At 63.6% G+C, this 22,105-nt stretch carries 22 protein-coding genes and 1 pseudogene; 14 read left to right on the forward strand and 9 right to left on the reverse strand.

The window, feature by feature from the left end; all coding sequences use genetic code 11:
- The 3 genes and pseudogenes from AC0L2U_RS14230 to AC0L2U_RS14240 form a co-directional block, all read left to right on the forward strand.
- Positions 1 to 1,407, forward strand: a complete 1,407-nt coding sequence (locus AC0L2U_RS14230; RefSeq protein WP_292338190.1) for a TRAP transporter large permease — start codon at positions 1 to 3, stop codon at positions 1,405 to 1,407.
- Positions 1,404 to 2,453: an L-idonate 5-dehydrogenase gene (locus AC0L2U_RS14235; protein ID WP_292338189.1), complete on the forward strand. Its 1,050-nt coding sequence runs from the start codon at positions 1,404 to 1,406 to the stop codon at positions 2,451 to 2,453. The genes AC0L2U_RS14230 and AC0L2U_RS14235 overlap by 4 nt, the downstream gene beginning before the upstream one ends.
- Positions 2,454 to 2,512: 59 nt before the next feature.
- Positions 2,513 to 3,241: pseudogene (locus AC0L2U_RS14240) on the forward strand (MATE family efflux transporter); the annotation flags it as partial.
- Positions 3,242 to 3,326: 85 nt separating this feature from the next.
- On the opposite strand, the gene AC0L2U_RS14245 reads toward AC0L2U_RS14240, so the two are convergent.
- From AC0L2U_RS14245 to AC0L2U_RS14255, 3 genes are all read right to left on the reverse strand, one after another.
- Positions 3,327 to 3,614: a hypothetical protein gene (locus AC0L2U_RS14245; protein WP_473602073.1), complete on the reverse strand. Its 288-nt coding sequence runs from the start codon at positions 3,612 to 3,614 to the stop codon at positions 3,327 to 3,329.
- A gap of 221 nt (positions 3,615 to 3,835) precedes the next feature.
- Positions 3,836 to 4,294, reverse strand: coding sequence for a nuclear transport factor 2 family protein (locus AC0L2U_RS14250; protein WP_473602074.1), 459 nt, complete (start codon positions 4,292 to 4,294; stop codon positions 3,836 to 3,838).
- Positions 4,295 to 4,381: 87 nt separating this feature from the next.
- Positions 4,382 to 4,741: a hypothetical protein gene (locus AC0L2U_RS14255; protein WP_127808340.1), complete on the reverse strand. Its 360-nt coding sequence runs from the start codon at positions 4,739 to 4,741 to the stop codon at positions 4,382 to 4,384.
- 80 nt (positions 4,742 to 4,821) lie between these two features.
- Between AC0L2U_RS14255 and AC0L2U_RS14260 the strand changes: the two genes are divergently transcribed.
- The 3 genes from AC0L2U_RS14260 to AC0L2U_RS14270 all read left to right on the forward strand — a co-directional run bounded on the left by AC0L2U_RS14260 (position 4,822) and on the right by AC0L2U_RS14270 (position 7,615).
- Complete coding sequence (locus AC0L2U_RS14260) at positions 4,822 to 5,400, forward strand: TetR/AcrR family transcriptional regulator (protein WP_127808341.1); 579 nt, start codon at positions 4,822 to 4,824, stop codon at positions 5,398 to 5,400.
- 44 nt (positions 5,401 to 5,444) lie between these two features.
- Positions 5,445 to 6,710: a beta-ketoacyl-ACP synthase II gene (gene fabF / locus AC0L2U_RS14265; protein WP_127808342.1), complete on the forward strand. Its 1,266-nt coding sequence runs from the start codon at positions 5,445 to 5,447 to the stop codon at positions 6,708 to 6,710.
- A 92-nt stretch (positions 6,711 to 6,802) separates the two neighbouring features.
- Positions 6,803 to 7,615 (forward strand): oxidoreductase, encoded by an 813-nt coding sequence (locus AC0L2U_RS14270; RefSeq protein WP_127808343.1) that lies wholly within the window; start codon positions 6,803 to 6,805, stop codon positions 7,613 to 7,615.
- Positions 7,616 to 7,637: 22 nt separating this feature from the next.
- Here AC0L2U_RS14270 and AC0L2U_RS14275 read toward each other — a convergent pair whose 3' ends face one another.
- The 4 genes from AC0L2U_RS14275 to speB form a co-directional block, all read right to left on the reverse strand.
- Positions 7,638 to 8,285 carry an amino acid ABC transporter permease gene (locus AC0L2U_RS14275; RefSeq protein ID WP_127808344.1) on the reverse strand — a complete coding sequence of 216 codons (648 nt, stop codon included), beginning with the start codon at positions 8,283 to 8,285 and terminating at the stop codon, positions 7,638 to 7,640.
- Positions 8,282 to 8,938, reverse strand: coding sequence for an amino acid ABC transporter permease (locus AC0L2U_RS14280; RefSeq protein ID WP_127808345.1), 657 nt, complete (start codon positions 8,936 to 8,938; stop codon positions 8,282 to 8,284). The genes AC0L2U_RS14275 and AC0L2U_RS14280 overlap by 4 nt, the downstream gene beginning before the upstream one ends.
- Positions 8,939 to 8,944: 6 nt before the next feature.
- Positions 8,945 to 9,751, reverse strand: a complete 807-nt coding sequence (locus tag AC0L2U_RS14285; protein WP_127808346.1) for a transporter substrate-binding domain-containing protein — start codon at positions 9,749 to 9,751, stop codon at positions 8,945 to 8,947.
- Between the two features lie 85 nt (positions 9,752 to 9,836).
- Positions 9,837 to 10,898 (reverse strand): agmatinase, encoded by a 1,062-nt coding sequence (speB, locus tag AC0L2U_RS14290; RefSeq protein ID WP_127330421.1) that lies wholly within the window; start codon positions 10,896 to 10,898, stop codon positions 9,837 to 9,839.
- Between the two features lie 207 nt (positions 10,899 to 11,105).
- Between speB and gcvA the strand changes: the two genes are divergently transcribed.
- The 8 genes from gcvA to AC0L2U_RS14330 all read left to right on the forward strand — a co-directional run bounded on the left by gcvA (position 11,106) and on the right by AC0L2U_RS14330 (position 19,636).
- On the forward strand, positions 11,106 to 12,080 hold the full coding sequence (gene gcvA, locus AC0L2U_RS14295) for a transcriptional regulator GcvA (RefSeq protein ID WP_473602075.1): 975 nt from the start codon (positions 11,106 to 11,108) through the stop codon (positions 12,078 to 12,080).
- Positions 12,081 to 12,216: 136 nt separating this feature from the next.
- Entirely contained in the window at positions 12,217 to 13,521 is a 1,305-nt protein-coding gene (gene pncB, locus AC0L2U_RS14300; protein WP_352582887.1) for a nicotinate phosphoribosyltransferase, read from the forward strand.
- Positions 13,522 to 13,524: 3 nt separating this feature from the next.
- Complete coding sequence (locus AC0L2U_RS14305; protein ID WP_473602076.1) at positions 13,525 to 14,883, forward strand: hypothetical protein; 1,359 nt, start codon at positions 13,525 to 13,527, stop codon at positions 14,881 to 14,883.
- A 128-nt stretch (positions 14,884 to 15,011) separates the two neighbouring features.
- Complete coding sequence (locus tag AC0L2U_RS14310; protein ID WP_473602077.1) at positions 15,012 to 16,316, forward strand: ABC transporter substrate-binding protein; 1,305 nt, start codon at positions 15,012 to 15,014, stop codon at positions 16,314 to 16,316.
- 38 nt (positions 16,317 to 16,354) lie between these two features.
- The gene (locus AC0L2U_RS14315; protein WP_292134374.1) at positions 16,355 to 17,236 is read left to right on the forward strand and encodes a branched-chain amino acid ABC transporter permease; all 882 of its coding nucleotides are present in this window, start codon (positions 16,355 to 16,357) and stop codon (positions 17,234 to 17,236) included.
- Positions 17,233 to 18,195 carry a branched-chain amino acid ABC transporter permease gene (locus AC0L2U_RS14320; protein WP_473602078.1) on the forward strand — a complete coding sequence of 321 codons (963 nt, stop codon included), beginning with the start codon at positions 17,233 to 17,235 and terminating at the stop codon, positions 18,193 to 18,195. Before AC0L2U_RS14315 ends, AC0L2U_RS14320 begins: the two co-directional genes overlap by 4 nt.
- Complete coding sequence (locus tag AC0L2U_RS14325) at positions 18,192 to 18,920, forward strand: ABC transporter ATP-binding protein (RefSeq protein ID WP_127395496.1); 729 nt, start codon at positions 18,192 to 18,194, stop codon at positions 18,918 to 18,920. The genes AC0L2U_RS14320 and AC0L2U_RS14325 overlap by 4 nt, the downstream gene beginning before the upstream one ends.
- Positions 18,917 to 19,636: an ABC transporter ATP-binding protein gene (locus AC0L2U_RS14330; protein ID WP_127321450.1), complete on the forward strand. Its 720-nt coding sequence runs from the start codon at positions 18,917 to 18,919 to the stop codon at positions 19,634 to 19,636. Before AC0L2U_RS14325 ends, AC0L2U_RS14330 begins: the two co-directional genes overlap by 4 nt.
- On the opposite strand, the gene AC0L2U_RS14335 is transcribed toward AC0L2U_RS14330, so the two are convergent.
- Positions 19,637 to 21,070: a sodium:proton antiporter gene (locus tag AC0L2U_RS14335; protein ID WP_127808350.1), complete on the reverse strand. Its 1,434-nt coding sequence runs from the start codon at positions 21,068 to 21,070 to the stop codon at positions 19,637 to 19,639.
- Between the two features lie 193 nt (positions 21,071 to 21,263).
- Entirely contained in the window at positions 21,264 to 21,878 is a 615-nt protein-coding gene (gene pncA / locus AC0L2U_RS14340; protein ID WP_127808351.1) for a bifunctional nicotinamidase/pyrazinamidase, read from the reverse strand.
- Between the last annotated feature and the right edge of the window lie 227 nt (positions 21,879 to 22,105).

The following is a 22,105-nucleotide window of genomic DNA, read 5'->3' on the forward strand; positions in this document are numbered from 1 at the left end:
ATGCTGCTTTTGATCGGTGCCTTTCTCGTCCTGATGCTAATCGGTGTGCCCGTCGCCGTGTCGATGGCCGTCTCGTCGCTGCTTTACCTCGTCTTCTACGGTGTGGCGCCCGACATCATCGCCGCGCAGCGCATGATCGCCGGCGTCGAGAGTTTTCCGCTGCTCGCCGTGCCCTTCTTCATCTTCGCCGGCAATCTCATGAACATCGCCGGCGTCACCGGGCGCATCTATTCGTTCGCGCTGGCGCTCGTCGGCTGGATGAAGGGCGGCCTCGCTCAGGTGAACATTATCGGATCGGTGATTTTCTCTGGCATGTCCGGCGCGGCCCTCGCAGATGCAGCCGGGATCGGCACGATCGAGATCAAGGCCATGCGCGATCACGGCTATCCAGTCGAGGCGGCGGTCGGCGTCACCGCCGTATCCTCGACGCTCGGCCCGATCTTTCCGCCGTCGCTGCCCTTTGTCATCTACGGAATGATGGCCAACGTCTCCATAGGTGCGCTGTTCATGGCAGGCATCCTGCCCGGCGTCGTCATGACGGTGCTGATGATGGTGACGGTCGCCATCTTCGCCTATCGCCGCGGCTGGGGCTCCGACACGCCGTTCGAACTGCGCAAACTCGGCGCCGCGTCTCTCGAGATCCTGGTCGTCGCCTGCTTTCCGGTCCTGGTCTACATATTGGTCAGCGCCGGGTTGTCGCTCAACATCTCCGTCGGCATCGCTCTCGCGGTTCTGATCGCCTGCGACTGGCATTTCGACTTCTCCGCCGTGATGGCTTTAATGACGCCCATCATCCTGATCGGCGGCATGACAATGGGTTGGTTCACGCCAACCGAGGCGGCCATGGCCGCGGTCATCTGGTCGCTGTTCCTGGGGCTCGTGCGCTATCGCACGATGACTTTCGCAACGCTGGCCAAGGCCAGCTTCGACACGATTGAGACGACGGCGTCGGTTCTGTTCATCGTCACCGCGGCGTCGATCTTCGCGTGGCTGCTAACCGTCAGCCAAGCGGCGCAGATGTTCTCGATATTCATCACCTCGCTGACAGAGAACAAATGGGTGTTCCTAATTCTGATCAACATCCTGATGCTGGTGGTGGGATGCTTTCTTGATACCATCGCCGCGATCACCATCCTCGTGCCGATCCTATTGCCCATCATCGTCCTGTACGGCATCGACCCCGTGCACTTCGGCCTGATCATGACGCTCAACCTGATGATCGGCCTGCTGCATCCGCCGCTCGGCATGGTGCTGTTCGTTCTCTCGCGGATCGCCAAGCTGTCGGTCGAGCGCACGACGATGGCGATCCTGCCTTGGCTCGTGCCGTTGCTGGTCGCGCTGATCCTGATCACCTTCATTCCGGCCATCACGCTGTGGCTGCCGACACAAATGGGACTGATCAAATGACCGGCAATGTGATCGCCGCGACGTTGTTCAGCCCCGAAGACCTGCGCATGGTGGAGCGTCCGCTCGAACCCCTTGTGTCGGGCATGGTGCGCGTGCGTTTCGGCGCTGGCGGCATATGCGGCTCCGACCTGCACTATTTTCGCCATGCGCGGACCGGCGATTTCGTCGTCACATCTCCGCTCGTACTCGGTCACGAGGTTGCTGGAGAGATTGTCGAGATCAACGCAGCAGCGTCCGGACTTGTCATCGGTGACCGCGTAGCGGTCAACCCCTCGCGGTGGTGCGGGCACTGTGCGCGATGCGCCGAAGGCCGCGCCAATCTCTGCGAGAACATCTACTTCATGGGTTCGGCTTCCAGGACGCCGCATATGCAAGGGGGATTCGCCAGCGTCTTCGACGCCACGCCGGCGCAATGCGTCAAGGTCCCGCAGCATGTGGCATATCAAGCGGCGGCGCTCGCCGAGCCGCTCGCCGTCAGCCTGCACGCAGTGGCGCGAGCCGGCGCGATCGCTGACAGGAATGTCATCCTCTTCGGCGCGGGGCCGATCGGACTTCTCACCATGCTCGCGGCCAGGTTCAAAGGCTGCGGCGGGATAACTGTCGCCGACATAGCCGCGGCGCCGCTCGCCTTCGCCACCCGGCTGGGTGCAGATCAGACGATCGATCTTTCCGGCGGAGATGCCGAACTCAAGGCGCTTGCCGCCGACAGACCATTCGATATTGCTTTCGAAATTTCAGGCACCTCGGCCGGCCTTACCGCGGCGATCGCCAGCGTCCGGCGCGGCGGCGTCGTCGTCCAGGTCGGCAATCTGCCGGGCGGCCAGATCCCGGTACCGGCCAACGCCGTCATGGCCAAGGAGATCGACCTGAAGGGGTCATTCCGTTTCGACGCCGAATTCAATCAGGCGGTCGCTCTCATCGTCGATGGAGAAGTCGACGTCTTGAAGCTGGTTACCGCCGAACGCGTCCTTTCGTCCGCGCCCGAGGCCTTCCGCCTCGCCGCCGACCGCTCCCAAAGCGTCAAGGTTGTTCTGACTGCAGAGTGACCGACGCGCACGCTGCGGCGCTGGCCTCCTGGCGCAGGCAACTGGTCTCCGGCCACGCCGGCCGGTTCTGGCGCGCCGACTGGCCGCGCTTCAAGGGTCTGCTGCGGCTCGGCCTGCCGATCGCCGGCATTCTCGCCTTCGAGGTGACGATCTTCAATGCGGCGGCCCTGCTGATGGGCCTGATCGACGCGGATTCGCTGGCCGCGCACGCAATCGCCATCCAGATCGCCTCGATCTCCTTCATGGTGCCGCTCGGCCTCAACCAGGCGGTGACGGTGCGCGTCGGGCTTGCGCATGGCGCCGGTAATCCGGAAGGCGTCTCGCGCGCCGGCTGGACCGCCTTTGTCATCGGCGTCTCGTTCATGGCGCTGATGGGGCTGGTGATGATCCTGTGGCCGCATCCGCTGATCAGCGCCTTCATCGATCTGGGCAATCCGGCCAATGCCAGGGTGATCGAACTTGCCGTGTCGTTCCTCGTCTTCGCGGCGCTGTTCCAGGTCTTCGACGGCGCCCAGGCGGTGGCCGCCGGCATGCTGCGCGGCCTGCACGACACCAAGGTGCCGATGATCTATGCCGCGATCGGCTATTGGGGCGTCGGCCTGCCGCTCGGCGTGCTGCTCGCCTTCCATTTCGGCCTGCATGGCGTCGGCATCTGGATCGGCCTGTCGACGGGGCTGGCCGTGGTGGCCGCGCTGCTGCTGGCGCGCTGGCTGCGGCGCGACCGACTGGCGCCGCCGCTGGTGTTCGGGGGGTTGAAACAGGACGGTCGCCATGTCCCGACCTTGTAGCTGATTAAGCGGCGCCTGCAGAAACGTTCGTGCCGTGAGCCGGCGCTTGGCACCGAGGCAATGAACGTCTTGGCCGAGAGCGGAACTATGTTCCCTTCACGATTCTCGGCTTGCTCGGCCGGCGGGATTGAGCTGCGCTCTCGAGGGCCTGGGCCAACCGCTTCTCGTCTTCTATGGCGCGATCGACTGCCTCAATTTCTTCCTGGAGCGCCTTCAGCTCGGCTCCGTAGCTGGAGCCATCGCTGTCCCCTATCTGAAAGCCACTTGCCCGCATTGCGTCGCGGGTATGGTGCACGTTGCGGACTCCTTCGCGTCGGGTTGCGACCAGGATTTCCCTGAACTCTCCAAGACGTTCAACGTGATTGCGAGCCATTGCGTTCTCCTATTTCGTCGTCATCGTCGCCGACGGCGATTCAGAACGGCTAAAACTACGGCGCAGACCGTTTAAGTGAATACAGGAGATACTCTCGACAAAGCATGAGTGCGGAAGCTCAAATTTGAACGTCTTGCAACAAGTTGGAGCGCGGCAGCGGAGATGGCTCGGGACCCGAGCCGGTCGGCGCATGGGCAACCCGGCCGTCCTCGAACCGCGCTTCAGCTTGTTATCTGTTCGGCGACAGCTTCTTCGAGGCCGGCTGCCGCTTGGGCGGCGAGGCCGCGCGCTGCCGCCTGTGAATCGTAAAACTCCTCGAGCGCATGAACCGTGCCCCACCGCAGCGTGAACACGTGGAGACCACGGTTGACGTAGGATGTGTCGCCGTTGAGCAGGGTTGCGGTGCCATTCCACTGGGCAAACACGGTGGTATGCCACGGCCAACCCTTCACCCAGACGTGGTTGACCGTGAGATGGAGAGTGGGCAGAACACGGCCGAGGCGCTCGAACCAGCGGCGCAGGGCTTGCTTGTCGTGGCGCTCCCCACCAAGCGCGTGGGCGCCACCAACCCGGTGATGGACATGCGGCGCGATGGCCTTCACCGCCGCGTCCCAGCGATGGTTGTTGACGTCGTCGAAGCTCTGCCGGATCGATTTCTCGACAAAATAGCTGTAAAGCATGTGACCTCTCTCCAGACTTGTTGGTGGCTCGCCCTTCCGACGCGAGAGCCCCGGCCAGCATCGTGCGGCCGCGGCCTGCGCGTCATGTCAGGGCATTGTCGCGTCGGCTCGCAGGGATGTGTCAGTCTCGGTCGAGACCGTCACCTCCTTGCCGGACCTCGAGAACGCGTAGAGCGAGCCCGGGTAGCCCGGTATGGAGAACGCCACCGAGTCACTGTTGGCGAGGCCCATGACAACCCGCAGCGGATCACCCCCGGCCTTCGGTGCGAAATTGGCGGTGACCTCAAGCAGGTCGCCGCGCGGAACGTAGTAGGCCACCATGTCCAGGTGTCCCTGGTGCAGGCTGCCGCCTTCGATCGGGCGTCCGATGGTGGCTTCCTCGGCAAGAGCCGGGGTTGCAAGAAACAGCGCGGCCAGCAGCGAGGCGCTCAGGGTTTTGCGGATCATCTCATTTGTCCTTTTTTAGATTGCGTTCACCCTCTATATAGGGTATAGATTACGAATACAATCTAAAAAAGGAGATGACGATGCGTGTGAGTCGCACTCAGGCCGCGGAAAACCGCGAGACCGTGATCAATGTGGCAAGCCGGCTTTTCCGGGAGCGCGGCTTTGACGGCATCGGCCTCAAGGACCTGATGAAGGGTGCCGGGCTGACCCAGGGCGCCTTTTACAAGCAATTCGAGTCGAAGGACGATCTGGCGGCGCTGGCGTCCAGGCGGGCGATGGAAAGCGCCACCCACAAATGGTCGGCCGCGACCGCCGCACATCCTGGGAGCCCGCTCGACGGGGTGATCTCATTCTACCTCAGCATGGATCATCGCGGGGAAAAGATGGACGGCTGCCCGGTCGTTGCGCTCGGTTCGGATGCAGCCAGGCAGGGTGCCGAGGTGAAGGCGTCATTCGAAGCCGGCATCAAGGCGTACCTTGAGATGCTCGGCGGTTGGGTTGGCGAGGGCGACAGCGAAAAGACCGGCAACAAGGCAATGGCCGTTCTCTCGACGATGGTCGGCGCGGTGGTGCTCTCGCGGGTCGTCAACGACCCCGACCTCGCGCGGGCTTTTCTGGATGCGGCGGCCGATCAGGTTCGCGAAGCAGTCGCCCCTTGAACGGCGCGAGCAGTGCCGCCGGCACACCAAGGACAGGAGAGCAGATGCAACGGATTGTCGTCACGGGCATGGGAGCGGTCACGCCTCTTGCCGCCAATGTCGAAGCGTCCTGGTCACGCCTGCTTGCCGGCCGGTCGGGCGTTCGCAGGCTTCCGGACGATGTGGTGGGAGAGCTGCCGGTTAAGATTGGCGGCGTGGTTCCCTCCCTGGGCGAAGATCCGGAGGCTGGGTTCGATGCCGATGCCGTCCTGTCGGCGAAGGATCAACGCAAGGTGGACCGGTTCATCCTCTTTGCGCTGGCTGCGGCGGAAGAGGCGCTCGCGCAGGCGCAATGGAAGCCTGCCCTGGAAATCGATCGCCTGCGCACGGCCACGATCATCGCTTCAGGGGTCGGCGGGTTCCCCGCCATCACCGAGGCGGTGCGCACGGTGGACCTGCGTGGCGCCCGCCGCCTGTCTCCCTTTACGGTGCCGTCCTTCCTTGTAAACCTCGCGGCGGGCCACATCTCGATCCGTCATGGTTTCAAAGGTCCACTCGGCGCACCGGTGACGGCATGCGCGGCGGGCATCCAAGCGATCGGCGACGCCGCCCGCCTGATCCGCGCCAACGAAGCCGACATCGCCGTATGCGGCGGAACGGAAGCGTGTATCAACACCGTCAGCCTCGGCGGTTTCGCCGCGGCGCGTTCTCTTTCAACCGGCTTCAATTGGGCGCCGGCTCAAGCCTCGCGCCCTTTCGACATATCGCGGGACGGCTTCGTCATGGGCGAAGGAGCCGGCGTGCTGGTCATCGAGGCATTGGACCACGCGTTGGCGCGCGGCGCAAAGCCGTTGGCTGAGCTCGTCGGCTACGGCACGACCGCGGATGCCCACCACGTCACCTCCGGACCAGAGGACGGCGACGGCGCGCGCCGGGCCATGCAGATCGCGATTGCCCAGGCAGGGATTTCGCCACGCGAGGTTCGTCATCTCAATGCGCATGCGACATCCACGTCAGTCGGCGACCTGGGTGAGATCGAAGCGATCAAGAGCGTGTTCGGGCGCGATTTCGCGATAGCTGTCAGTGCCACGAAATCGGCGACCGGACATTTGCTCGGAGCGGCCGGCGGGCTTGGTGCCATCTTCGCAATCCTGGCGCTCAGGGATCAGGTCGCCCCGCCAACCCTCAACCTGGGCGAGGCCGATCCAGCCGGCGACGGAATCGACTTCGTCGCAAACGCGCCCCGGCCCATGGAGATGGAGTACGCGATCGCCAATGGCTTCGGCTTTGGCGGCGTGAATGCCAGCGCCCTGTTCAGACGCTGGAACTAACCGGTTGCCAGACGCAGTCATGACCAACGCCCTTTGCCCCGGCCTCTCATGCTTTTCCCAATCCGATCCAACGCAAAGAAGGATATGATCCCATGAACAAGACTCCTGGCGTCGCCCTGGTCACAGGGGCATCTTCCGGCATCGGGCGCGCTACCGCCGATGCCTTGCTAGGCGCCGGCTTTCGCGTCTTCGGAACCAGCCGTCGCGTGGCCTCCCGGCCATCCGCCGGCGTTACCATGCTGACCTGCGACGTGACCGACGACGCGTCCGTTGCGACAGTGGTCGATGACGTTCTGGCCAAGGCCGGACGCATCGACCTGCTTGTCAACAATGCCGGCATGGGCCTGTTTGGCGGCGCGGAGGAGTCTTCGACCGTTCAGGCTAAGGCGCTGTTCGACGTGAACGTCTTCGGCGTCTTGCGTGTGACCAACGCGGTTCTGCCGGCAATGCGACGCCAAGGGAAGGGCAGAATCATGAATTTGAGTTCGGTGCAGGGGTTCATCCCCGCTCCCTATTTCGCACTCTACTCGGCGACCAAACATGCCATCGAGGGTTATTCGGAGTCGCTCGATCACGAATTGCGCCCGTTCGGCATCCGCGTTTCGCTGGTGGAGCCCGCCTATACCCGCACGGCATTCGAGGACAATCTTGCCGCCCCCGACCGGTCGCTCGAAATCTACGACTCCGCGCGTGCCGGGATGACTGCATCAGTGCGGAAATCGATGGAAAAAGGCGATGCGCCCGAAGTGGTCGCCAACACCGTTTTGGCCGCGGCGACCGATCCCGCGCCGAAGACGCGCTATGCGGCGGGAAAGATGGCGCGCCAGGTCAGTTTCCTGCGCCGTTTCGTCCCCGCGTCCGCATTCGACAAGAGCCTGCGCAAGCAGCTTGGGCTGCCGGCCTGAAATCAAGCGCTGCCTTGGCGCGTCAGCGAGCAGCCGCCTGTTTCTCGAGCCTGCGGGCGTATTGCGTCAGCGGAAAGCACATGACGAAGAAGATCAGAGCCACCAGCCCGTAGACCTTGAACGGTTCGAAAGTCGCATTGTTGATGGCGTTGGAGGTCCGCACCAGCTCCTCGAAGCCGATGATCGAAGTGAGCGCGGTCGATTTGATCAGCTGAACCAGGAAGCCGACGGTGGGTGCGCGGGTGATCGAAAAGGCCTGCGGCAGGATGATCAGCCTCAGCTCCTGCAGATAGTGCAGGCCAAGGCTTGCGCCGGCGTCCCATTGCCCCAGGGGTAGCGCCACGACGCCGGAGCGCCAGATTTCGGCGAGATAGGCGCTGGCGAAGAAGGTGAGGCCGAGCGCCGCCGCCGTCCAGGGTTCGATGCGCAGGCCGAGCATCGGCAGCCCGAAGAACATCAAGAACAGCTGCATCAAGAGCGGCGTTCCCTGGAACAGGGCGATGTAGCCGGAGGCTATGCGCCTGCTCCACTTGTTCTTGGCGATCCTGAAGAACAGCACGATCAGGCCGACGATGCCGCCGCCGATGAAGGCGGCCAGCGATAGCAGCACCGTCCAGCGGGCGGCGAGCAGCAGGTTGCGCACGATGTCCCAGGAGGTGAACTCGATCATGATACACCGGCTCCGAGCGCACGGCGCCCGCCTGACACCAGCAGCCGGCGCAAGGCCATCGACAGAGCGAGATAGACCAGCGTCACGACGAAATAGGTCTCGAAAGAGCGGAAGGTGCGCGCCTGCAGCATATCGGCCTCGTAGGTCAGTTCACGCACGGCGATCTGCGACACCACGGCCGACTCCAGCATCATGATGACGATCTGGCTGGTGAGCGCGGGATAGATAATCTTGAGTGCCTGCGGCAGCACGATCTTGACGAACACCTGGCGTGGCCGCAGCCCAAGTGCGAGCGCTGCTTCCGTCTGTCCGCCGGGCACGGCGTCAAGCCCGGCGCCGACGATCTCGATCGTGTAGGCCGCCATGTTGAGCGTCATCGCCAGCATGGCGGCCAAGATCGGATCGAGCCGGATGCCCAGGCTGGGCAGGCCGAAGAAGATGAAGAACAGCTGCACCAGGAACGGCGTGTTGCGCATCACCTCGACGTAACAGGCGATCGCCCGCTTGAGCAGAACCGGGCCGTTTCGTCGCCCCGCGGCACCCAGGATGCTGAGCAGCGTTCCGGCCAGCGTGGTCACGGCGATCAGCAGGATCGTCGTGGCCGCGCCGTGCGCGATGTCGCCCAGAGCACCCGGGAGCCAGGCAAAGGCCACGGAAACTCAATCCTTGAGGTTTTCGGGATTGAGCGGCGTCTTCAGCCAGGCTTTCGAGCTTTCGTCCAGCTTGCCGTCGGCCAGCATCTTGGCGACCGCATCGTTGACAGCCTTCTTCAGGCCGTCTTCGTTCTTGTTGAGGCCGATATGCGAAGGCGAGGTCAGAAGCTGGAACTTTTGCTCCGGCTTCAGCGCATCCTGCTTGGCCAGCACCTGCGCGCCGACATCGTTGCCCACGACCATCAGCTGCGTCTGGCCGGAGATGAAGGCCTGGATCACCGAATTGTAGTTGTCGAAGCGCTTGATGTCGGCCGACGCCGGTGCTGCCTCGGTGAGCGAGGTGTCTTCCAGCGTGCCACGATTGACGGCGATCGACTTGTCGGCGAGGTCTTCCTTGCCCTTGACCGTCAGAGCCGCCGGACCGATCACGGCGATGTAGTAGGGCGCGTACGCGGCGGCGAAGTCGATGACCTGTTCGCGTTCCTTCGAGTAGCCGACGCTCATCAGGATGTCGACGCGCTTGTCGTTCAGATACGGGATGCGGTTCTGGCCGGTGACGGCGATGGGGTTGAGCTTCACCTTGAGCGTATCGGCAATGTATTGCGCGACATCCATGTCATAGCCCTTGAGGCTCATATCGGCGCTGGCCGAGGAGAAGGGCGGAAAGTCGGCGAAGACGCCGACATTGATGGTGCCGGCCTTGGTGATGTCCGCCAGCGCATCGGCGCTTGCGGCTTGTGTGGCGAAGCCGAAACCGGCGGTGCCAAGCATCAGCACGGCGGCGATCGAGGCAAATGTCTTGCGGATTGTCATTGTTATTCCCCTGTCTGGACGCTTGTTTGTTGGTTACGGCCGCCGGCTCCAGCGCGGCGGCCGCCTTCGTTTGGATTCGTAGAGGTCAGGCTCCCTTGCCGGTGACAGCCGGGCTGAACACCATCAGGCTCAATATCTCGAACAGCACCTGTGCGGCGGCGTGCGCCGTGTTGGTGGTAGCGTCATATTGCGGCGCCACCTCGACGACGTCGCCGCCGACGATGTTGAGGCCCTTGAGGCCGCGCAGCAGTTCGAGCACTTCGCGCGTCGTCAGCCCGCCGACTTCCGGCGTGCCGGTGCCCGGCGCGAAGGCCGGGTCGACGCTGTCGATATCGAAGGACACATAGGTCGGGCCGTCGCCGACTATTCTGCGCGCCTTCTCGATGATGGCCGGAATGCCGAGACCGGTCACCTCCTCGGCATGCACCACGGTCATGCCGGACTCGTAGGTGAATTCCCACAGATATTCGGCCGAGCCGCGGATGCCGATCTGGATCGTGCGCGTCGGGTCGAGCACGCCGTCAAGCACCGCGTTGCGGAACGGGCCGCCATGGTGGAACTTGGTCATGTCGAACAGGCCACTGGTGTCGCAGTGGGCGTCGATATGGATCAACCCGACCGGAGCTTTCTTGCCGACGGCCTTCAGGATCGGGTGGCTGATCGAATGGTCGCCGCCGATCGAAAGCGGGATGACGCCGGCATCGACGATCTGGTTGGTGCGGCGCTCGATATCCTCATGGCTTGTCTCAAGCCGGTAGCGGCTGCGGAACGGCGTGTCGCCGATATCGGCGACCCGGAGCTCATGTGTGGGCGCGCATTCCAGAACGTGATTGTAGGGGCCGATGCGCTCGATGGCGCGCAGCGCTCGCGGCCCGAAGCGCGAGCCTGGCCGGTTGGTGACGCCGAGGTCCATCGGCACGCCGATCATCGCCACCTGCAAATCGCCGAAATCCGGATTGTCGGCCGATATTTCGCGGTAGGGCGCGGCGAGGAAGGTCGGGATGCCTGAATAGGGTGCCAGCCGCGTGCCGCTCTTGGAGAAGATCTTATCGGCGACCTTGCGGAATTTCGGGTCGAACATCTCGCCGCCATGGCTTTCACCATATTTGCGACGCAACGCGTCGAGCTTGCCGCGATCGTATCCCATGTCCGCTCCTCCTGGGCTGATGCAGTGCCGCCGCGGATGACGCCTGCGAACCGACCGTCATCCGGCCGGGCCGCTGTCCCGCTGGCTGCCTGCAGATTTCACGTCTTGATGCTGTTCCAGGTTCAGTGTCCGGCAGCGGCATTGAAAAATCAATTGATATTGTTAGGGTGTTTTCTGTGAGAAAATCTCACAATAAAGTTGATACCCATGACCAAGCGCCTGCCACCGCTTAATCCGCTGCGCGCCTTCGAGGCAACGGCCCGGCATGGCTCGCTGACCAAGGCGGCCATTGAGCTGAATGTCACCCATGGCGCCGTCAGCCATCAGATCAAAGCGCTCGAGCAGTCGCTCAATGTCAAGCTGTTCGAGCGGGCCGGCCAGCGGGTCAAACTGACACCGCATGGCGCGGAGCTTCTGCCGGCGGTGTCGACCGCCTTCGACGGCATCGCCGCCGCCACCCAGCGCATGACAAGGCCGGCGAGCAGCGGCACACTTTCGGTCTCCTGCGTGCCGGCGCTTCTGTTGTTGTGGATGACACCGCGGCTCGGCAGTTTCATGGCGCAATACCCCGACATAAGGCTGACGCTCATCCCTTCCAACGATTCCAAGGATTTGCGGGCGCCCACCATCGATGTCTGCGTGCATTATGGCGACGGCAGCTGGACCGATTGCTGGATGCGCAAATGGTCGGGCCTCGAACTGTTTCCCGTGGTCAGCCCGACACTGATCAACAACCGGCCGATCCGCAGCGTCAGGGATCTCGCCGACCATGTCTCCCTGCATGGCGATGACGGCCGCGAATGGCACACCTGGCTGGCGGCCGCCGATGCGCTGGACCTGGAGCGGGGTCGCCGCCATCACCTCGGCGATGCGCGTATGGCGACCGAGGCGGCGGTGCATGGCCATGGCGTGGCGCTGGGCGACTCCGTGACGGCAAGCGCGCTGCTGGCCAGGGGCATGCTGGTCGCGCCGTTCAGCCTGTCGGTGCCGGCGGTCGACGATTTCTATGTCGTCTGCCGCAACGAGATGCGGGCGACACCGATCGTGCAGGTGTTCATCGACTGGCTGTTCGCCGAGAAGGCCGGGGATGACGGGCGCGCCGACGCCCCTGTGGCCGGCCGCATCGTCAGCCGCCGCAAGCGTCCGGCGCTCAGGGTGATGGGCGGAAAATCCGCAAGTTGATGCCAAGCTCTGCGCCACCGCATGCAGGCAGCTCTTTTTGTCGGGCCAGCCTGAAAGCGGGCAGCGTTCTGGCCGATTCGATGCTATGAGGCCTGTCGCGATTGTGGATGGCAGGCAGCGAAGGCGGTGTTGAGACATGGCTAAGACCGATATTGCGCGGCGCGTCTACAACCACACCTGGAAGCTCGACCCGATCGTGCGCAGCCTGCTCGACACGGATTTCTACAAGCTTTTGATGCTGCAGATGATCTGGGGCATGTATCCCAAGGTCGACGCAACCTTCTCGCTGATCAACCGCACGACTTCGGTGCGCCTTGCCGACGAGATCGACGAGAGCGAACTGCGCGAACAGCTCGACCATGCCCGCACCTTGCGCTTCTCCAAGAAGGAGATGATCTGGCTCGGCGGTAACAATTTCTACGGCCGCAAGCAGATCTTCGAGCCAGAATTCCTCGCCTGGCTGGAAGGCTTCCGGCTGCCCGACTACGAGCTGTCGAAGCGCGACGGGCAGTACGAACTGACCTTCAGCGGGCCGTGGATGTACACCACACTGTGGGAAATCCCCGCGCTCGCCATCATCAATGAACTTCGATCGCGCGCGGCGATGCGGGCGTTCGGGCCTTTCGCGCTCGACGTGCTCTATGCCCGCGCCAAGTCCAAGATGTGGGCCAAGACCGAGCGGCTGAAGGCGCTGCCCGGCATCCGCATCTCGGACTTCGGCACGCGCCGGCGCCATTCCTTCCTATGGCAGCGCTGGTGCGTCGAGGCGCTGAAGGAAGGCATCGGCGAAGCGTTCACCGGCACCTCCAACGTGCTTCTGGCCATGGACAACGACCTCGAAGCGCTCGGCACCAACGCACATGAGCTGCCGATGGTGTTCGCCGCCCTCGCCGACTCGGAAAAAGAGCTGAGGCAGTCGCCCTACAAGGTGCTGCAGGACTGGCAGCGTTACTATGGCGGCAATCTCTTGATCGTGCTGCCCGACGCCTTCGGCACGGCATCGTTCCTGCGCGATGCGCCGGACTGGGTGGCCGACTGGACGGGCTTTCGCCCCGACAGCGCGCCGCCGATCGAAGGCGGCGAAAAGATCCTGTCCTGGTGGCGCGACAAGGGCAAAGATCCCCGGCAGAAACTGCTGATCTTCTCCGACGGGCTTGAAGTCGAGACCATCGAGGAGACCTATCGCCACTTCAAGGGCAAGGTGCGCATGTCCTTCGGCTGGGGCACCAATCTGACCAATGATTTCGAAGGCTGCGCGCCGACGGAAACCAACAGCCTCGACGCCATATCGCTGGTCTGCAAGGTCACCGAGGCCAATGGCAGGCCAGCGGTCAAGCTTTCCGACAATCCGGCCAAGGCGACCGGCGATGTGAAAGAGATCGAGCGGTATCTCAGAATTTTCGGCGAGAAGGACCGCGTGGAGCAATTGGTCAAGGTGTGAGGGGTGGGGTTCCTGGATAGTACGAGTTCCCTGGCGCCCCCCTCTGTCCTGCTGCTGCCGACCGGCTACTATCTGATCGGCGGCGCCTTCGCCGTTGCCGTAAGCTTCCTCGTCCTGGCGCTGCTGCCTGCGGATTTGCTGGACCGTTTCTGGCGCCGGCGCCTGCCGTTGTTTGCCCTCAGCAACGCCGCCCGCACCGTCATCAGCCTGCTCTCCTTTGCCGGCTTTGTAATCCTCATAGCCGCCGGCCTTTTCGGCAGCCGCGACCCACTTTCCAATCCTCTGCCACTGGTGATCTGGACACTGTTGTGGGCCGGCGTCACGCTGCTGCAGGGTGTCTTCGGCGACCTCTGGTCATGGCTCAACCCCTGGTATGGAGCATGGCGTCTCGCCTCGCGCCTGTTCGGGACCAGGGATCACGGAGCATGGCGCCTGCCCGGATGGGTCGGCTGCTGGCCGGCTGTCATCCTGTTCTTCGCCTTCGCCTGGTTCGAACTCATCGATCCGGCGCCCGACGATCCGGGGCGGCTGGCCTTGGCCGCCGGCCTCTACTGGCTGTTCTCTTTCCTCGCCATGCTGGCGTTCGGCTATCGCGACTGGAGCCGCAGCGGTGAATTCCTGACGGTTTTCTTCTCGATGGTGGCGCGCTTCGCCGTGGCCGAACGCAACCAAGACGGCCGGCTTGGCCTGTGCTGGCCCGGCGCCAAGCTGCTGACGGCGCAGCCCCTGCCGGCCAGCGGCATCGCCTTCCTGCTGCTGGCCCTGTCGTCGGTGTCCTTCGACGGCCTGTCGAAGACCTTCTTCTGGCTCGGCCTGTTCGGCATCAACCCGCTCGAATTTCCCGGCCGCACCGCGCTGATCGGCAGCGGCACTTGCGGGCTGATCCTGACATTCGCGCTGCTGGCGGCGGTGTTCCTGCTTGCCGTCCGGCTCGGCCAGCGTCTTGCCGGCAGCGATCACACGCTCGGCCAGGCCGCAGGCCTGCTGGTGTGGTCGATCGTGCCGATTGCGCTTGCCTATCACGTTGCGCATTATCTGACGGCGCTGCTCGTCGACGGCCAGTATGCGCTTGCGGCACTGTCCGATCCGTTGGCGCTGGGCTGGAACCTGTTCGGCACCGCCGACATGCAGATCGAGGCCGGCATCGTTGCGGGGGCGGACTCTGCGTGGTGGCTGTGGAATATCCAGGCCGGCGCCATCATCCTGGGCCATGTGCTCGCCGTCCTCGTCGCTCACGGCTTCGCCTGGCGCCTGCACCCACAGCCCTCCCGCGCGGCACTCAGCCAGTTCCCGCTCACCTTGCTGATGATCGCCTACACCGTCTTCGGCCTCTGGTTGCTTGCCACGCCGACTGTCGGATGAGAAAAGGCGACCAGCATGCCTTCGGGGAAAGCCCGCTTGCCACGTCGGGGCTTTGGTGATTTAGTTTGTACACATGCGATTTTTTGCCTCGTTACAGCCAGTCAAAACTCAAAAACAGGGGAACTGCCGTGACTGACAAGAATGGGTTTTTCGATCTCTCCAGATCCACGCTCACCCGCCGCACGGCGCTGAAGGGTCTGGCCGCCGGCGCCGGTCTGGGCCTGGCCCCCGGCTTCGTCCGCTATTCCCAGGCGCAGAGCTCGGCGCCGATCAAGATCGGCTTCCAGTCGCACCGCACCGGCATCGGCGCCGCCTATGGCCGCTGGTACGAGAAGACCACGGCTGCCGCGGTCAAGGCGATCAACGCCGCCGGCGGCATCAACGGCCGTCAGGTCGAGGTGATCATCGAGGATGACGGCACCGATCCCGGCCGTGGCGCCGAGGTGGTCGGCAAGTTCGCCACCCAGCACAAGACCGACATCGTCTTCGGCACGCTGTTCTCGCATGTCGTCATTGGCTCGGCGCCCGCCGCCGGCGAAAACAAGATGCCCTATTTCGTCGTCAGCGAAGGCCATCACGTCGCCTCGACAAAGCTGAACCGCTATGTCTTCCAGCCCGGCATCACCGACGTGAAGAGCCAGATCCAGTCGATGGCGCCGTGGATCGCGGCCAATGCCGGCAAGAAGGTGACGCAGATCTTCCCCGATTTCGCTTTCGGCTACGACCATCGCGACTACCTGCCGCCGGCACTGAAGGCGCAAGGCGGCGAGGTCATCGCGCAGATCGCCATCCCTCCGACGGAATCGTCCTTCACCAAATACTTCCCGCAGATCCCGGCCGAGACCGAGGTGATCTACCACGTCATGGTCGGCCCGGCCGTGCTGACCTTCGTCAAGGAGCTCGGCGAGTTCTATGGCTCCAACCGGCCGCAACTGTTCGGCTTCATCGATTCGCTCGAAGCCACCGACATCAACAGTCCCGGCCTCGAATTCCTCGACGGCAGCCATTTCTGGGAAGGCTCGCCGCGTTATGCGCAGGCCAACGATTCCGAAGCGCAGAAGGCCTACCGCACCGCTGTCGGCATCGATGACAATGGCGCTGCCGTCGGCGATCCCAAGGATGTCTCCACCGCAGCCCACATGTTCGGCTGCTGGGAGACGCTCTATGTCGTCAAGAAGGCAATGGAAGACGCCGGCTACAAGGGTCCGGAAGACCGCGCCAAGCTGGTCGAGGCGACCGAGGCACTGACCGAGTTCGCCGAAGACCCGCAGCATCCGCAGGGGCCAAAAACCTTCAACGGCAAGATCCACCAGTGCTTTGGTATCCAGAACATCTCCAAGGTCGAGGGCGGCAAGCTCAAGGTCGTGCACAAGACCAAGATCGAGGACGGGCTTTACGAGGCCGAGGGAGATTATACGACGCAGGCGCTGTGAGTTTGGCATTCCAGCAAGCGCCTGCCAGCGTGTAACCGATGCACTTTGGTCCCCACCTCCTCCTCGCTGCCCTCGAAGGCCTCGTCACCTCAGCCGTGCTGGCGCTGACGGCGCTTGGGCTGTCCCTGGTGTTCGGTGTCATGCGCGTGGTCAATGTCGCGCATGGCGAGTTCTTCATGCTGGGCGCGGTGCTCGCCTGGGCGATCACCACGGCCATCGGCGGTCACCCTGCGCTCGGCTTCCTGGCGGCGCTGGTGATTGCCCCGCTGATCGTCGGCGCCATTGCGCTGGTCGCCGAACGGCTGGTGCTGCGCCGGCTCAATTACAATCCGGAAGCCACCATCGTCGCCACCATCGGCATGCTCTACATCATCCAGCAGCTGGCGCTGACTTTCTATGGCCCGGAGGCTCGGCCGGTCGAGCCGCCGTTCAGCTACCGCATCCTTTTGCCTTGGTTCGGCTACTCCGGCTACAAACTGTCTGTTATCGCCGCTTCCGCGCTGCTGCTCACCGCGACATGGCTGGTGCTGACGCGCACCAGGATCGGCCTCGTCATGCGCGCCACGCAGTATGACAGCGAAACCGCACAGGCCTTCGGCATCCCTGTCGGCCGTGTCTATGGCGGCGTCTTCGCGCTCGGTGCCATGCTGGCGGCCGTTGCCGCGGTGCTGATCGTGCCGATCAGCCAGGCGCATTATCTGATGGGACAGGATCCGCTGCTGCTCTCCTTCATCGTCGTCATTATCGGCGGCCTCGGCTCGCTGCGCGGCACGGTCGTCGCCGCCGTGCTGATCGGCCTCTCCGACGGCATCATCTCGATGTTCTTCTCGCCGACGCTGGCCAAGATCATTGCCACGCTGCTCGTCGCCATGGTGCTGGTGTTCCGCCCGCAAGGCCTGTTCGGGACGGCATCGCGATGAGCGAAGCTTCGCCGGCAAAAGCCTATGCCCTGCATCTCGGCGTCATCGCCCTGCTCTTCGTGCTGAGCTTCCTGCTGCCGGACTACTATCACGGCCTGCTTGCCCGCATCATGGTGCTGGCGGTCTTTGCCATGGGCTACAACATGCTGTTCGGCTATGCCGGCCTGCTCAGCCTCGGCCATGCGATGTTCTTCGCCGCCGGGCTCTATGGCGCCGGCCTTGCCGTCATCCAGCTCGGCTGGAGCGTACCAGCGGCATTCGCCTCGGGCCTCGGCTGTGGTGTTGTTGTTTCACTCGTGATCGGCCTGCTGGCGTTGCGCACCACGGGCGTCGCCTTCATGATCGTCACCATGATGTTCGCTCAAGTGTTCTACCTCCTCATCCTCTACTTCGCGACTTGGACCGGCGGCGACCAAGGCATGGTCGTGCCGCAGCCGGCGCGGGTGCTCAGCTTTGGCGCTACATCGCTCGAACTCACCAATCCGGCGGTGCGCTACATGACAGCGCTGGCGCTGTTTTCCATCGTGCTGCTCGTCACATTGGCCATCGTCCGCTCCCGCTATGGCCGCGTGCTGGTCGCCATCCGCGAGAATGAGGAGCGCACGAAGATGCTCGGCTACGATACGTTTTCGAACAAGCTCGCCGCCGTCGTCATCTCCGGCATCATCTGCGCGGCCTCGGGGGCCGCCTATGCGCTGCTGTTCGGCTATGTCGGATCGAGCTTCGCGTCGGTGCAGTATTCGATCCTGCCGCTGCTGTGGGTGCTGCTGGGGGGTGCCGCGACGACGCTCGGACCGCTGATCGGCACGCTGTTCATGTACTATGTCATTGATATCACCAGCGGCTACACCTCCGCCTATCTGCTGATCGTCGGCATCGCGCTGATCCTGCTGGTGCTGTTTTTCCCGAAAGGCATTCTGGGCAGCATCCGCCAGCGCTGGCTCGGGTGGCTGCCATGATGCCGCTTTTGACCACCAAGGGCCTGTCGCGCAATTTCGGTGGTCTGCGCGCCGTCGACAATGTCGATTTCGCGCTGATGCCGGGCGAGATCCGCGCCGTGATCGGCCCCAACGGGGCGGGGAAGACCACCTTCGTCAGCCTGGTCAGCGGCCGCATCCAGCCGTCTGCCGGCATGATCGTGTTCGACGGCGCCGACATCACCAATCTGCCTGCCTATGTCAGGGTGCGCAGGGGCATCGCCTACACCTTCCAGCTCACCAGCGTCTATGCCAACCTGTCCGTTTACGCCAACGTCGCGCTGCCCGCGCAACTGACGCAGCGGCATGGCAGTCTTTCCAAGAGCGCGATACAGGCCGCTGTCTTGACCGCACTGGAACGCACCGGCCTGGCCGATCGTGCCCACATGCCGGCCGGCCAATTGTCCTACGGCCATCAGCGCCTGTTGGAAGTGGCGATGGGCCTGGCGCTGAAGCCGCGCCTGCTGATCCTCGACGAGCCGACGCAAGGGCTGGCCGACAGCGAGATCGACAATTTCATCACCCTGGTGCGCGAGATCGCCAAGAACGCCACCGTGCTTCTGATCGAGCACAACATGCCTGTCGTCATGCAACTCGCCGACCGCATCACCGTCTTCAATGCCGGCAAGATCCTGGCCGAAGGCACCCCCGAAGCGATCCGCGAGAACGCGGCGGTGCAGGAAGCCTATCTGGGGACCGCCCCATGACCGAGGCAAAGTCCGAGGCGCTGACCATCTCTGGACTGGACTGCTACTATGGCGAGGTCCAGGTGCTCTATGGCCTCGACCTGGTGCTGAACAAGGGCGAGGTGCTGTGCCTGTTCGGCCGCAATGGCGCCGGCAAGACGACGACGCTGAAAGCCATCATGGGACTGGTTCCCTCAAGCGCCGGCTCGATCAAACTGGCTGGCCAAGAATTGACTGGTCTGCCGGCGCATGAAGTGCCCAAGGCCGGCGTCGCCTATGTGCCGCAGGGAAGGCGGCTGTTCGCCGAAATGACGGTGGCCGAAAACATCGAGATCGGCCTGATGGCGCGCGGCAAGGGCAAGGCGACGCGTGAAAACGTGCTCGACCTCTTTCCATTGCTGCGCCAGCGGCTGCGGCAGCGTTCCGGCACATTGTCCGGCGGCGAACAGCAGATGCTGGCCATGGCGCGCGCGCTCTGTCTCGAACCGCAAGTGCTGCTGCTCGACGAGCCAACCGAAGGGCTGATGCCGTCGATGATCGCCAAGATCCGCGAGACGGTGTCGAAGCTGCGCGACATGGGCGTCTCGACCATCCTGGTCGAGCAGCGTGTCGATGCCGTGCTTTCGGTCGCCGACCACGTTGCCTTCATCGAAAACGGCCGCAACCGCGAGACGGTCGACGTCGAGGAGTTGCGCGCCGACCCGTCGGCGGTGCGCCGCTATGTCGGCGTCGGGTGATCAGCCGAAGAACAGAAAGCCCGCGACCAAAAATGTCGGGATCAGCACCAGCCCAGACCACAGCATGTAGCCGAAGAAGCCCGGCATCTTCACGCCGCGATGGCGGGCGATGGCGTAGACCATGAAGTTCGGTGCATTGCCGATATAGGTGTTGGCGCCCATGAACACGGCTCCGGCCGAGATCGCGGCAAGCGTCGAAGCGAACTCCGTCATCAGGTGCCTTGGGTCGCCACCGGCAAGCTCGAAAAACACCAGATAGGTCGGCGCATTGTCGAGGAAGGACGACAATGCCCCTGTCAGCCAGAAATAGGCGAGATCGTTGGGCGCACCCGAGGGTGAACTGACAAGCGACACCAGCGGCGCCAGTGCCCCCTCATGGCTCGCCCTGAGGATGGCGATGACCGGCACGATGCAGACGAAGATGCCGGCAAACAATTTGGCCACCTCCGCTATCGGACCCCAGTTGAAGCCGTTCGCCTCGCGGTGGCTCTTGTAGGAGAGCGGAAGCGACAGCAGGGCGAGCGCCAGGATGATGGCATCGCGCACCAGGTTCTGCAGTTCCAGGCTGACCCCGAACACGGAGAAGCTGACGCCCGGCTTCCAGGCCGCCGACAGCAGGATGGCGCCGATCACACCTGCCAGCAGCGGAAGGTTGGCCAGGCCGCGCAGGCGCACCGTTTTATCCGGCGTCGGGTCCTTGATCTTCGGCGCACCAGCCTCGCGCCGATGCAGGATGATGTCGATCACCAGAAAAACGGCCAGCACGGCACCGCCGACGAACAGCGTCTCGCGCCAGAGATTGGCGGTCGTCCAGAAGAAAGCGACGCCTCTGAGGAAGCCGACGAACAGCGGCGGATCGCCAAGCGGCGTCAGTGAGCCGCCGATGTTGGACACCAGGAAGATGAAGAAGATGACGACATGGGCGTTGAACGGCCTGTTATCGTTGGCGCGGATGATCGGCCGGATCAGGATCATCGAGGCACCGGTCGTGCCTATCACCGAGGCCAGCAGCGCGCCGACCAGCAGCAGGCCTGCATTCACCAGCGGCGTGCCGTGAATGTTGCCGGCAAGGAGAATGCCGCCCGAAATGGTGAACAGCGCAAACAGCAGGATGATGAACGACATGTATTCCGTGAGCAACGCATGCAGCACCGCTTCGGTCGCTGTGGGAACACCGAAGGCAATCGCCAGCGGCACGATCACCAGCGCGGCCCAAAGGGCCGATATCTTGCCGTAGTGATGTTCCCAGGCATGAGGAAACAGCAGCGGACCGGTGGCGATCGACAACAGCAGCCCGGCAAAGGGCAGCGCCCACCACAGCGACATCGAAGCGCCGGGTAGGCCGTGGTCTTCGGCGGCAAAAGCTGTTCCAGGAAACAGTATTGCGAAAACTGTTACAGCGCATGGGATCGCGTACGAGAAAGGCCCCCTCATCCGGCCGCTACGCGGCCACCTATGCCGGGGCGAGTCACGGGCCTCGCCCGTCCTTCGGACCCCCGCTGGGGAGAAGAGACGAGCTTCGGCGCCGGCAGCCTCCTCTCCCCTCGGGGAGAGGTCGGATTGCCCCGAATTGCCCTTCGCAATTCGGCTGGCAATCCGGGTGAGGGGGTGCTTGCCCAACGGCCGTTCAATCCGACAAAGGGTCTTCGAGCGTCACGCCGGCGTCGCGCATGCGCTGCAGCATTGTATCGAGCGAACCGTTGAGATCGATGCCGCGGCAGGCATCGAGCCGCACTGTGGTTTTGAAGCCCTGGCTGACGGCGTCCAGCGCCGAAAAGCCGACGCAGAAATCGGTCGCCAGCCCGACCAGGGTCAGCGTGTCGATGCCGCGCTCCCGGAGGTAGCCGGCAAGGCCGGTCTGGGTCGTGCGGTCGTTCTCGAAGAAAGCCGAATAGCTGTCGATATCAGGCCGAAATCCCTTGCGAATGACGAGCTCGGCCTTGGTCCAGGCGAGGCCGGAATGGAAATCCGAGCCCAGGCTGCCCTGGATGCAGTGGTCCGGCCACAGCGTCTGCTGACCATAGGGCATTTCGATCATCGTGAAAGGCTGCGCGCCCGGATGGCTGGAGGCAAAGCTGGAATGACCGGCGGGATGCCAGTCCTGCGTCAGCACGACGTGGTCGGTTCGCCGGATCAGGTCGTTGACCAGCGGCACGATCTCATCGCCGCCGGCAACCGCCAGCGCGCCGCCGGGACAAAAATCGTTCTGCAGGTCGATGACAACAAGCGCTTCGTCGGCCATGGGCTTTCCTCTTCCGTATGCAGGCTCCAGTGGAAAATGCCGCTGACGCGACCGGACGCAGAAACTTGACCAGATGGCCGGCGGCGTCAACCTCTCGTGACATAACAAATGCGTGCCGGCCGGGCCGCCGCAAACTCGGGCTTTGACAAATCCTGCGGGCTTGATATCATTTGCATACGAATGAGTTTCTCGGCTCGAACGCCGGAAATACCGGATTCGGAAAGTTC

The organism is Mesorhizobium sp. WSM4808 (assembly GCF_055811675.1).